12 protein-coding genes are annotated in these 12,128 nt (G+C 59.0%); 8 read left to right on the forward strand and 4 right to left on the reverse strand.

All coding sequences use genetic code 11. The features are described from left to right. Nucleotides 1-149 precede the first annotated feature (149 nt). Both ASB66_RS10830 and ASB66_RS10835 read right to left on the reverse strand, forming a co-directional pair. Nucleotides 150-1,055, reverse strand: coding sequence for a hypothetical protein (locus ASB66_RS10830; protein WP_060715861.1), 906 nt, complete (start codon nucleotides 1,053-1,055; stop codon nucleotides 150-152). A 156-nt stretch (nucleotides 1,056-1,211) separates the two neighbouring features. Beyond that, the gene (locus tag ASB66_RS10835; protein WP_060715860.1) at nucleotides 1,212-2,255 is read right to left on the reverse strand and encodes an aldo/keto reductase; all 1,044 of its coding nucleotides are present in this window, start codon (nucleotides 2,253-2,255) and stop codon (nucleotides 1,212-1,214) included. 206 nt (nucleotides 2,256-2,461) lie between these two features. Between ASB66_RS10835 and fabD the strand changes: the two genes are divergently transcribed. The 8 genes from fabD to ASB66_RS10875 all read left to right on the forward strand — a co-directional run bounded on the left by fabD (nucleotide 2,462) and on the right by ASB66_RS10875 (nucleotide 10,230). Then, nucleotides 2,462-3,406, forward strand: a complete 945-nt coding sequence (gene fabD / locus ASB66_RS10840; RefSeq protein ID WP_060715859.1) for an ACP S-malonyltransferase — start codon at nucleotides 2,462-2,464, stop codon at nucleotides 3,404-3,406. A 117-nt stretch (nucleotides 3,407-3,523) separates the two neighbouring features. Then, on the forward strand, nucleotides 3,524-4,261 hold the full coding sequence (fabG, locus tag ASB66_RS10845) for a 3-oxoacyl-[acyl-carrier-protein] reductase (protein ID WP_015915516.1): 738 nt from the start codon (nucleotides 3,524-3,526) through the stop codon (nucleotides 4,259-4,261). A 295-nt stretch (nucleotides 4,262-4,556) separates the two neighbouring features. Continuing rightward, the gene (locus tag ASB66_RS10850; protein ID WP_015915517.1) at nucleotides 4,557-4,793 is read left to right on the forward strand and encodes an acyl carrier protein; all 237 of its coding nucleotides are present in this window, start codon (nucleotides 4,557-4,559) and stop codon (nucleotides 4,791-4,793) included. Between the two features lie 243 nt (nucleotides 4,794-5,036). After that, nucleotides 5,037-6,299: a beta-ketoacyl-ACP synthase II gene (gene fabF / locus ASB66_RS10855; RefSeq protein ID WP_060715858.1), complete on the forward strand. Its 1,263-nt coding sequence runs from the start codon at nucleotides 5,037-5,039 to the stop codon at nucleotides 6,297-6,299. A gap of 325 nt (nucleotides 6,300-6,624) precedes the next feature. After that, a complete protein-coding gene (mltG, locus tag ASB66_RS10860; RefSeq protein ID WP_411910048.1) occupies nucleotides 6,625-7,869 on the forward strand; it encodes an endolytic transglycosylase MltG in 1,245 nt (414 codons plus the stop codon). Nucleotides 7,870-7,924: 55 nt separating this feature from the next. Beyond that, nucleotides 7,925-8,815 carry a YicC/YloC family endoribonuclease gene (locus ASB66_RS10865; RefSeq protein WP_060715857.1) on the forward strand — a complete coding sequence of 297 codons (891 nt, stop codon included), beginning with the start codon at nucleotides 7,925-7,927 and terminating at the stop codon, nucleotides 8,813-8,815. Nucleotides 8,816-8,818: 3 nt separating this feature from the next. Further along, complete coding sequence (gene gmk, locus ASB66_RS10870; RefSeq protein ID WP_060715856.1) at nucleotides 8,819-9,481, forward strand: guanylate kinase; 663 nt, start codon at nucleotides 8,819-8,821, stop codon at nucleotides 9,479-9,481. A 68-nt stretch (nucleotides 9,482-9,549) separates the two neighbouring features. After that, nucleotides 9,550-10,230 carry a class I SAM-dependent methyltransferase gene (locus ASB66_RS10875; RefSeq protein ID WP_060715855.1) on the forward strand — a complete coding sequence of 227 codons (681 nt, stop codon included), beginning with the start codon at nucleotides 9,550-9,552 and terminating at the stop codon, nucleotides 10,228-10,230. Between the two features lie 28 nt (nucleotides 10,231-10,258). On the opposite strand, the gene rsmA is transcribed toward ASB66_RS10875, so the two are convergent. Beyond that, the gene (rsmA, locus tag ASB66_RS10880; RefSeq protein WP_060715854.1) at nucleotides 10,259-11,086 is read right to left on the reverse strand and encodes a 16S rRNA (adenine(1518)-N(6)/adenine(1519)-N(6))-dimethyltransferase RsmA; all 828 of its coding nucleotides are present in this window, start codon (nucleotides 11,084-11,086) and stop codon (nucleotides 10,259-10,261) included. After that, on the reverse strand, nucleotides 11,086-12,126 hold the full coding sequence (gene pdxA, locus ASB66_RS10885; protein WP_060715853.1) for a 4-hydroxythreonine-4-phosphate dehydrogenase PdxA: 1,041 nt from the start codon (nucleotides 12,124-12,126) through the stop codon (nucleotides 11,086-11,088). The genes rsmA and pdxA overlap by 1 nt, the downstream gene beginning before the upstream one ends. Nucleotides 12,127-12,128: the final 2 nt, after the last annotated feature.

Below are 12,128 nucleotides of genomic sequence, written 5' to 3' on the forward strand. Positions count from 1 at the left end.
CTCCATGATTGATCAGATTTCCACCGAGGGGAGTATAAAGTGTCGTTAAAATTTATTCGGGAAAACGATCAGGATGCCAGCAGGTTCCATGCTCTGCCAGACAAAGTTGCTGGCAAGCCAAGGAAGGTGGTGCGATCTTGGAAAAGCGATCAGGCCGATTGGATCTGGAGGGTCAGGCGGCCATCGTGATTGGCAAAGGCAAAGCGCGGAGTGGAGCCTTTAGCCGCCGCGCCTTCAAAGGTCACGGTCATCTTGTCGGACGACCCTGCAAAGGTCAGGATCAGGCTATTGGTGCCGGTGGTGACGGTGATATCGCTCTGCTGAAATCCGCTCAGTTGAAGGGAGAGTGGCCCATCCGTGGTCATGGTGTCCTGACCATCGCCAGCGGCAAAGGCATATTCGGCAACGCTATTGCTGCCGGGTTTTTGGTGGATGGTCACCGTATCATTGCCGGTGCCGCCAGAGGCGAAGATGCGACTGCCTTCGAGATACATCGTATCATCGCCAGCACCGCCGTCGATATTGGCCAGCGTGTCGCCGGAGGCTTTGATACTGTCGTTACCGTCGCCGCCCGTTACCGCCATGATCAGCGATCCCGTCAACTGGATATCGTCATCGCCAGCTCCGCCGTCGATCTCCGAGAGCAGGACGGCGCTGGCCTTCAGGCTGTCCTTGCCGTCGCCCAGTGCAATTCCCGCCATGGCAGCGCTTTTGGCCACCAGGCTATCGTCGCCATTGCCGGTCTCAACCTGATAGATACCACGACCGGTAAAGGTCAGGCTGTCATTACTTTCCGTCCCGGTGACGCTGGTGATATAGCCAAGGCTTTCACTGACATCGGCTTGGTCGGCGCTGCCGCCATCGCCAAGGCTGAGAATTTCGATGATGCGGGCCAATGCCCGTTGCCCGGCGCTGTCGGAGACTGTGCCACGATCAGATGGGCTATGGCCGGTGTTTGCCGTTGGTGTGGGCTTGGCTGGACTGCTGCCGGAAAACAGCTGGCTTGCATAGGCCACGGCATTTGGGTCGCGATAGAAACTGTTGATGCTGCTCATGTGCGCTCTCCGTGCCCGGTACGAGCCACAAGATAAGAGCACACTTATATATAAGGGAGTGTAAAGCCAGCCTTGCTTCAAAACGCGGTGAGCAAGTCGTTAACGTCAAAGGGGCCGGAAATATCCAGCCCCTGAGTGTTTTCTCTGGTTGTTGACTCAAATTGGCATGGGATATTGCCGATAAATCGCGGCAATGCCCTTCATCACTTCGTCGGACAGGGTGACGTTGGCAGCACCGATATTGGTTTTCAGCTGGTCCATGCTGGTCGCGCCGATAATGACCGAGGCCATGAACGGGCGGGTCAGGCAGAAGGCCAGCGCCATTTGCGACGGGTCGAGGCCATTCTGTTTCGCTAGCTCTATATAGGCGCGGGTCGCGGGTTCCTGGTTTGGCGTTAATCGGCCGCCGATATCGCCGTTGATTGAGCCGCGTGATCCGGCGGGCTTTGCGCCGTCAAGATATTTGCCGCTCAAGATGCCGCCAGCCAGCGGTGAATAGGAGAGAAGGCCGACCTGCTCGTGGTGGGACAGTTCCGCCATGTCGAGATCGTGCGGACGGTAGAGAAGGTTATATTCGTTCTGCACACTGGCGACGCGTGGCAGGCATTTCTGCTCGGCGATATCCAGAAATTTCTGCGTTCCCCAGGTAGTTTCGTTTGACAGGCCGATGGCGCGGATCTTTCCGGCGGTAACGCAATCCTGCAACGCTTCGAGCTTTTCGGTGATTTCGGCCAGCACCTGGGCGCGGTTCTGATTGGACGGATCGTAACCCCAGACACCACGGAAATGATAATGACCGCGATTGGGCCAATGAATTTGATAGAGGTCGATATAATCGGTTTTCAGACGCATCAGGCTGGCATCGACCGCCTCGCGGATCGTGTCGGCATTGATCGGAGCACCACCTCGGATATAGGGCCGCCCGGCGCCTGCAACCTTGGTCGCCAGCACCACATCCTTGCGTTTGCCGGTTTTTTCAAACCACAGGCCGATCAGTTTCTCGGTGTCCGTATAGGTTTCAGCAGAGAGTGGCGTGGTGGGATAAAGCTCGGCGGTGTCAAAGAAATTCACACCCTTATCAAGGGCATAGTCCATTTGTGCGAAGGCGTCTTCCTTCGTGTTCTGGCTTCCCCAGGTCATGGTGCCGAGGCAGATTGAGGAGACGGAAATATCCGTGCGGCCAAGCCTGTTATATTTCATGGTCTATGGTCTCGGTTTTGAAAACGCTCTTTGCGAGCAGGGATGGATCGAGGCGGAATGTAGAGGGAATTTTCCGATCCGCAAGACCCGCCAATACACCTCCAAAGCCTGTGACTTCACCGGGGTTGAGGCGTCGATACGGCCTCCAAGGCTTGACTCTCGGGGATAGTTTGTCAATTGGAGAGGAAAATAGCAGGGAGTACCGCATGGGTGTCGCATTTACATTTCCGGGCCAGGGCAGCCAGGTCGTCGGAATGGGCAAGGATCTGGCTGAGGCTTTTCCGGAAGCCCGCACGGTTTTTGACGAAGTGGACGATGCACTCGGCCAGAAACTGTCGGACGTGATGTGGAATGGGTCCGCTGAGGATCTTACCCTGACGGCCAATGCCCAGCCGGCGCTGATGGCTGTGTCCATCGCGGTGCTGCGGGTTATGGAAGCGCGTGGCTTCTCGTTGGCGCGCAAAGTGTCCTATGTCGCGGGCCACTCGCTCGGTGAATATTCGGCGCTCTGTGCCGCCGGTACGTTCAGCCTTGCCGATACCGCTCGCCTGTTGCGCATTCGCGGCAATGCCATGCAGGCCGCAGTCCCGGTTGGCGCTGGCGCCATGGCGGCAATTATCGGTCTGGAGCATGGCGATGTCGAAAAGGTCTGCAAGGAGGCTAGTGCCGAAGGTCCGGTACAGATCGCCAATGACAATGGCGGTGGGCAGCTGGTGATTTCCGGCGCGAAGGTTGCCGTAGAAAAGGCAGCGGCGCTTGCAACGGAAAAAGGCGCCAAGCGCGCCATCATGCTGCCGGTCTCGGCACCATTCCATTCGACGCTGATGGGTCCGGCAGCCGATGCCATGGCCCAGGCTTTGGCGTCGGTCGAGATGAAGGCGCCTGTCGTGCCGTTGATCGCCAATGTCGTTGCGGTTCCGGTCAGCGACCCGAACGAGATCCGCCGCCTGTTGGTGGAGCAGGTGACAGGTCAGGTGCGCTGGCGTGAAACGGTGGAGTGGTTCAGCCACAATGCCGTCTCGGTTCTCTATGAGATTGGCGCTGGCAAGGTGCTGAGCGGCCTGGTGCGGCGCATCGACAAGAATATCACCGGCACGGCGGTCGGTTCACCAGCTGATATCGAAGCGGCCCTGACCGCGTTGATGTCTTAAGCCATCTGGTTTGCGGCCTGGCGGGGCCGTTAGCCTATGAATGCACAATGCAGAATTTTCTAACATGAGGCTGGCGTTCGCAGGGCGAAACCGGGTCTCAAGCAACGAGGATTGAACATGTTCGATTTGACCGGCCGCAAGGCCCTGGTAACCGGCGCAACCGGCGGCATTGGCGAGGAAATCGCCCGCATGCTGCATGCGCAAGGCGCAATCGTCGGTCTGCATGGCACCCGCGTCGAAAAGCTGGAGGCGCTGGCCGCCGATCTGGGCGAGCGTGTGAAGATTTTTCCCGCCAATCTCGCCGACCGCGATGAAGTGAAGGCGCTTGGCGAAAAGGCCGAAGCCGAACTGGAAGGCGTCGACATTCTCGTCAACAATGCTGGCATCACCAAGGATGGCCTGTTCGTACGCATGTCGGATGCCGATTGGGACAGCGTGCTGGAGGTCAACCTGACCTCGACATTCCGCCTGACGCGCGAGCTGACCCATCCGATGATGCGCCGCCGCTATGGCCGGATCATCAACATCACTTCGATTGTTGGTGTGACCGGCAATCCCGGCCAGGCCAATTACTGCGCCTCCAAGGCCGGCATGATCGGCTTTTCCAAGTCGCTGGCCCAGGAAATTGCCGCGCGCAACGTCACGGTCAACTGTATTGCGCCTGGCTTTATCGAAAGCGCCATGACCGGCAAGCTGAACGATAAGCAGAAAGACACCATTATGGGGGCAATCCCCATGAAACGTATGGGAACGGGAGCCGAGATTGCGTCTGCCGTTCTCTATCTGGCCTCTTCGGAAGCGAGCTATGTCACCGGCCAGACACTGCATGTGAATGGCGGCATGGCAATGATCTGAAGACAAGCCAAAACCCGCTTAATTGGCCTGGGAACAACCAGAGGGCATCGATTTTCGGGCTTTCCGGCAGACTTAAACCATGTTAATCGGGCGGGGACTGTGAGCAGTCGTCCCGGAAATGGCCAGAAAATGGCCACGAAATGGAAGGTCTTGCGCCTGACCGTGAGCACGGAACGAACGTGTGCAGAGCGGGTTCAACGCAAATGCCGGCGACGTCTTCGGACCCGCGGGCGCAAAACAGGGTGGGAACGTCATCACGGCATTCCCTTTTATATTAGAGGTCGAGGAAACCGACATGAGCGATATCGCAGAACGCGTAAAGAAAATTGTTATTGACCATCTGGGCGTTGAAGCCGACAAGGTCGTTGAAGGCGCAAGCTTCATCGACGATCTCGGTGCAGACTCGCTCGACACGGTCGAACTGGTCATGGCGTTCGAAGAAGAATTCGGCGTCGAGATCCCCGACGATGCAGCTGACTCCATCCTCACGGTTGGCGATGCTGTCAAGTTCATCGAAAAGGCTCAGGCTTGATCCTTGATCTTCCTGAGAGGGGCGGGCTCCTGTCCGCCCCCTTCACAGGACCTGCAAGCAAAAGACATGCAAGTACGGTCCTGTTTTTTTGACGTTGTTTTCAGATTTAACAGCCGAACCTCATCCTGGATGACGGGTTAGCGGGCTGTGAATCTTTGATCCGTTGCATGTTTTCACCTTCAATCGAGGCGGATTGAGGGGCATGCTTTAGAATTTGATTGTTTGAGTGGGGTGAACGGGCGAATGAGACGTGTCGTTATCACCGGTACCGGCATGGTATCTCCTCTTGGCTGCGGTACGGACGTCACCTGGACGCGGCTTCTTGCCGGCCAGAACGCTGCCCGCAAAGTAACCGAATTCGAGGTCGAGGATCTTCCGGCCAAGATCGCTTGCCGACTTCCCTTTGGCGACGGTACAGACGGCACCTTCAATGCCGATGACTGGATGGAGCCGAAGGAACAGCGCAAGGTCGATCCTTTTATAGTTTATGCGATGGCCGCTGCGGAAATGGCACTGGCCGATGCCGACTGGAAACCCCAGACCGATGAGGACCAGATCGCCACCGGCGTGCTGATCGGTTCTGGCATCGGTGGCATCGAAGGCATTGTCGAAGCCGGCTATACGCTGCGCGACAAAGGTCCGCGCCGCATTTCCCCCTTCTTCATTCCTGGTCGGTTGATCAACCTGGCCTCCGGTCATGTTTCAATCCGCCATAAGCTGCGCGGTCCCAACCACTCTGTGGTCACCGCCTGTTCGACGGGCGCCCATGCTATCGGCGATGCCAGCCGGTTCATCGCTTTCGGCGATGCCGACGTGATGGTGGCCGGTGGTGCCGAATCGCCGATCAGCCGGATTTCGTTGGCCGGTTTTGCCGCCTGCAAGGCTCTGTCCACCCAGCATAACGATGATCCGCAAAAGGCCTCGCGCCCCTATGACAGAGACCGCGATGGTTTTGTGATGGGTGAGGGCGCCGGGATCGTGGTGCTTGAGGAGTTGGAACACGCCAAGGCGCGTGGTGCCAAGATCTATGCGGAAGTGGTCGGCTACGGCCTGTCCGGCGATGCATTCCACATCACGGCACCCGCGGAAGATGGCGACGGCGCATTCCGCTGCATGACCATGGCATTGAAGCGCGCTGGCATGACGGCTGCCGATATCGACTATATCAATGCCCATGGCACATCGACCATGGCCGATACGATTGAGCTTGGTGCTGTCGAGCGGCTGGTCGGTGCTTCCGCCTCAAAGATTTCGATGTCCTCGACCAAATCGGCCATCGGGCATCTTCTGGGGGCAGCCGGTGCGGTTGAAGCCATCTTCTCGGCGCTTGCCATTCGGGATGGTATCGTTCCACCGACGCTGAACCTCGATACGCCGGATGTGGACAGCGCCATCGACCTGGTGCCGCATCAGGCCCGCAAGCGCGATGTGCGTGTGGCTCTGTCGAATTCTTTCGGGTTCGGTGGCACCAATGCATCGCTGGTGCTGCGCCGCTTCGAAAGCTAGAGTTTTGAAGGGAAAAGCGCAAATTGGTTTTCCCGAAATCAGGGAAGCGATTTGCGCTTTTGTGCTTCAAGCCTTGGTCATGCTCTCAATCCCGGCCATCTTCCTGATCCTTGCCAGTGGGAAAGTAGATCCCCTGCCTTTTCTGAAGGGCAGGGGTAGAGTATGAAACTCTGCCGGGCCGATGCTGTCTCGTGGTAAGGGCAGAGGATGGGCTTGAAGGTCTGGTTTCAACCCCTGCCGTCGCTACAACGCCGGAAGACACGTGTCCGGAACCCGCTTTTGCCGTAATGCTTGCCCAAAAGCACCATGACCGAACAGAAGAGGAGTGCCGGTGAGCGATCGCGTCGACCAGGAAGCCAACCGTTCCAGCAATGGTGGCGAACAGCAGCCCCAAAATCAAAACCAGGCGGCGAAAGGGCCTTTCATCCCCAAATCGCCCTCGGAAGCCCTGAGGCCGGAGCGGGTGCCGCAACCGCCGCGTCGTTCCCGGCGCGCCCGAAGCCAGGTGGTGGTGTTCCTGAATTTCGTGATGACCTTGCTGGTCTTTGCCTGCATTGCCGCAGTTGCTGCCTTTTATTACGTGGTTTCTGCGTTTCAGGACCCGGGTCCGCTCTCCACCAACGCCAATTTTCTGGTTCGCAACGGCGCAGGCGTGTCCGAAATCGCCACCAGCCTTGAGCGCAATGGTATGATTTCCGATGCGCGGATTTTCCGTTACATGACATCGACCTATCTGCATGATGGCGATACGTTGAAGGCTGGCGAATACGAGATCAAGGCTGGCGCCTCGATGAAGGATATTCTCGAGCTGCTGCGGTCGGGCAAATCCATTCTCTATTCGGTGACGCTGCCGGAGGGTCTGACGGTCAAACAGATGTTCGACCGGCTGGCCAAGGATGAGACGCTGGAAGGCGATCTGCCCAAGGCGTTGCCGCCAGAGGGAAGCTTGCGCCCGGATACCTATAAATTTACCCGGGGCACCAAGCGGCAGGAAGTCGTCGACCAGATGCTCGACGGACAGAAACGTCTTGTCGATCAGATCTGGGCCAATCGTTCCCCCGACCTGTCCTTGAAGACCAAGGAGCAATTCGTGGTTCTGGCCTCCATTGTCGAGAAGGAAACCGGCAAGGATGATGAGCGCGCCCATGTGGCCTCGGTGTTCCTCAACCGGCTGCAAAAGGGCATGCGGCTGCAATCGGACCCGACCATCGTCTACGGGTTGTTCGGCGGTGACGGCAAACCTGCTGACCGACCGATCTACCAGTCGGACCTGCAGAAGCAGACACCCTATAATACCTATGTTATCAAGGGCCTGCCACCGGGACCGATCGCCAATCCGGGCCGTGCGGCGCTGGAGGCGGTTGCCAATCCCTGGCGTACCTCCGACCTGTATTTCGTCGCGGATGGCACTGGTGGTCACGTCTTTGCATCGACCCTCGATGAGCATAATGCCAATGTCAGGCGCTGGCGCAAGCTGGAGGCGGACCGAGGTGCAGATCCTGGCCAGGCCGTCGATGGCCAGCCGGAGGCGGACCCTGACCAGACTCCGAAACCGGTGAAGAAAAAATAACATGACGCGGCTGGCCGGATGATCGGTCAAACAGTGCGGCGATGGAAGACACACGATGACATTGCAATCGATGACCGGGTTCGCCCGCAATGAAGGTCAGATCGGCCGCTATCGTTTTGCCTGGGAGCTGCGTTCGGTCAATGGCAAGGGGCTGGATGTGCGGCTTCGCCTGCCGCTGGGCCTGGAAGACATGGAAACCGAGGTCAAGGCGGCGATTGCCTTGCAGCTATCTCGTGGCAATCTACAGGTTGGCCTGAGCCTGACAGCCAGCGACAACCGGATGGAAGCGGTGGTCAACCGCGATGCCCTCAATGCCGTGCTAGAGCTGCGCGCTCAATTGGGTCCTGGCATCGTCTCAGCCGAACCATTGTCGCTCGATACGCTTCTGTCTATCCGTGGCCTTGTCGATCTGCGCGAGGCGCAGGAGGACGGCACCCAGCTGGCCGCAAGGCGGCAAATGCTGCTGGGCGAACTGGAAACCGCCGTCACCGCGCTCGCGGAGATGCGCTCGCACGAAGGCCATGCCTTGCAGGCTGTCCTGCTCGGACATATCGATGAAATCGAGCGACTGGCCTTGGTGATCGAAGCGGATCCATCCCGCAGCCCGGACGAGATCGCACGGCGGCTTGCCACGCAGATTAGCGCGTTGCTGGCGTCCGCGCCTGTTCTGGACAAGGACAGGCTCTATGCCGAGGCGGCCTTGATGGCCACCAAGGCCGATCTGCGCGAGGAGATCGACCGGCTGAAGGCGCATGTGGCTGCGGCTCGGACCCTGCTGCGCGCGGGCGGGCCGGTCGGGCGCAAGCTCGATTTTCTGGCGCAGGAATTTAATCGCGAATCGAATACCATCTGCTCGAAATCCAATTCCGCCGCGGTTACCGCGGCTGGGATCGAATTGAAGGTCGTCATCGACCAGTTCCGTGAGCAGGTCCAAAATCTGGAGTGAAACATGTCCATCGCAGCGTCCAAAAACACCACCATTCCCAGGCGCGGCCTGATGCTGGTGATTTCCTCACCCTCGGGGGCGGGTAAATCGACCATTTCGCGCACGCTGATGGATATCGACAAGCAGATCGGCATGTCGGTCAGCGTCACCACGCGCCAACGCCGTCCGAGTGAAATCGAGGGCGTGCATTACCACTTCATTTCGCAGCGTGAATTCGAGCGGCTCAAGGCCTCGGATGCGCTGCTGGAATGGGCGGAAGTGCATGGCAATTTCTATGGTACACCACGCGAGCCGGTCGAGGTGGCGATGTCGGAGGGACGCGACATGCTGTTCGACATCGACTGGCAGGGCGCCCAGCAATTGCAGGAGAAAATGGCCGCCGATGTGGTCTCGGTCTTCATCCTGCCGCCAACCATGACCGAACTGCAATCGCGCTTGCACCGCCGCGCCGAGGATTCCGAAGAGGTGATCCAGACCCGGCTCGCCAATTCCCGCTCCGAGATCGAGCATTGGCGTGAATATGACTATGTCATCGTCAATGACGACCTGAATTCGGCCTTCGATGCTGTGCAGTCAATCGTCAAGGCCGAGCGCCTGCGCCGCGACCGCCGCCCGGGCCTGTTCGATTTCGTCAATAAGCTGATTACGGAAGAGCCAAAGCTTTAACATAGGGTCAGGACTGGAGGGTCCGAACCAAATAGCCTGTTCCTGGTGGCATGAGGAGAGAGATGCCAATGGCGGAGAATGGTCTCGATAGCAGTTTGGGGGCGGCGATCTATTCGCCGCTGACCTTGAAGCTTTACGATCTTGTTGTGCTCGGTTTTTCCAACCGCTTCGCCTGGACCTGCCCGACTCGTACGGTGCTACTCCCGTTCTTCAAGGCCCATCTCAGCGACAATCACCTCGATGTCGGAGTTGGCACGGGCTATTACCTTGCGCAGGCAGGTATCAGCCCGCATCAGAAGGTCAGCCTGCTCGACCTCAACCAGAACAGTTTGAAGGCGGCGGAGGCGCGCTTGGGCAGGTCTTTGGGCCGACCCTGCCGCACCTATGTCGGTGACGTGATGCGACCGCAGCCGCTGCCGTCGGATTGCCGTTTTTCGTCAATTTCGCTGTTTTATCTCTATCACTGTCTGCCGGGCAGCATGGCTGAAAAGTCAGCGGCCATCGCCCATCTGTCGCCCTATCTTGAACCCGGCGGGGTAATCTACGGAGCGACAATCCTCGGCGATAGCGCGGGGCACAACCAGTACGGACGAAGACTAATGTCGGTCTACAATGCCAAGGGTGTTTTCGGCAATCGCCACGACACGCAGGAGGGCCTTGCGGAGTCGCTCAGTGCGCATTTTCAAGATGTGGACGTCCGCCGTCATGGCCGGGTTGCTCTGTTTACCCTGCGTGTCCCGAAGGTGTGATCGGCGCGCTTGCTTGATTGAGTAATGGCTACAGCAGATTGGCAATCCGGCAGAATTCCTCAACCGACAGGGTTTCGGCCCGACGCGACGGGTCGATCTCGGCGCGGTTCAGAAGCGCTTCACCGCCGAGCGGCTTCAGGCTGGCACGCAGCATCTTGCGTCGCTGGCCAAAGGCGGCCTGGGTCAATTTTTCTAGCTTGGCGATCTCGCAGGGGATCGGGGCAGGGCGCGGCGTCAGATGCACCACTGTGGACGTTACTTTCGGCGGTGGTGTAAAGGCCTGTGGCGAGAGGTCGAACGCCATATGGGCCTCAGCCCGCCAGCCGCAGAGTACACCGAGACGGCCATAATGGTCGTCGTCAGCTTCTGCCACGATTCGCTGGCCGACTTCCTTCTGGAACATCAGCGTCAACGAATCCCAGAAGGGCGGCCATTGGCGTGGCATCAGCCAGTTGATCAGCAATTGCGTGCCAACATTATAGGGCAGGTTTGCGACGATTTTCACCGGACCGTCCGGGACCATGGCCTCAAAGTCAGTCTTCAGGGCATCGCCCTCGATCACCTCGAGGCGGCCCGGATAATGATCGGAAATCTCGGCCAGCGCCGGCAGGCAGCGGCTGTCGCGCTCTACGGCGATGACCTTCTTGGCGCCCAGCGCCAGTAAGGCCCGCGTCAGGCCGCCTGGGCCTGGGCCGACCTCAAACACCGTCGCATTCGTCAGGTCACCAGCGGTGCGGGCGACTTTCTGGGTGATGTTGAGGTCCAGAAGAAAATTCTGACCGAGCGCTTTTTTCGCATCCAGCCCGTGGCGCTGAATAACGTCGCGCAGCGGCGGCAATCCGTCCAGAGCGGCCATCAGACGGTCAATGCGTGGGTGAGGGCGGCCTTGCGGCTGATATCGACCGCCAGACGGAGCGCTGCGACCAGGCTGTTTTCACGGGCAATGCCCTGACCGGCGAGGCCGAATGCGGTGCCGTGGTCAGGCGAGGTGCGCACGAAGGGCAGGCCGAGCGTGACGTTGACTGAACCGTCGAAATCCAGAGTCTTGACCGGTATCAGCGCCTGATCGTGATACATGCAGACGGCGACATCGTAGCGGCTGCGCGCTTCCTCATGAAACATGGTGTCGGCAGGCAGCGGCCCGAAGGCGTCGATTCCTTCCGCGCGGAGGATTTTGAGCGCCGGGGCAATGATCTCGTCGTCTTCACGGCCCATCGCGCCGCCTTCGCCAGCATGCGGATTGAGCCCCGCAACGGCGAGCCGAGGTTCGGCAATTCCGAATTTATCGCGCAGGTCGGCATGGGTGATCCGGCAGGTGCGAATGATCAGGTCTTGGCTCAGCGCTGGCGCCACTGCGTTCAGCGGCACGTGGATTGTGACGGGAATTGCCCGCAATTGCGCTCCGGCCAGCATCATGACAGGCATGACCGGGCGGCCCGTGGCCTTTTCGGCAAGAGCGGCCAGAAACTCGGTATGACCGGGAAACCCAAATCCGCCTTCATAGAGCACGGATTTGGCGACGGGATTGGTCACGACCGCGCCAGCCTGGCCTTTCAGGCAAAGATCGACCGCCATTTCGATGGCGGCGATGGTTGAGCGTGCTGTTGCAACATGCGGCTCGCCAGCCACGACATCGATACCAACAGGGATCGGCAGAACCGGAAACGCGGTTTCGAAAACCGCAACCGCATCCTCTGCCCCGGTTTCCTTGAAGGGAATGTCCAGCCCCAGCAGTCTCGCACGGTTTTTCAGCACCGCAGGATCGCCCAGAAACAGGAATGGCGGCAGGTCGAGCGCCTTGCGCTTCGTCCATGCCACCAAGGCGATATCCGGGCCGATCCCCGCTGGATCGCCTTGAGTCAAGGCGAGGGGAAGACGCTGGCTGGTATCCGACATGA

The organism is Gillisella vitis (genome assembly GCF_001541345.2).
Lineage (GTDB): Bacteria > Pseudomonadota > Alphaproteobacteria > Rhizobiales > Rhizobiaceae > Allorhizobium > Allorhizobium vitis.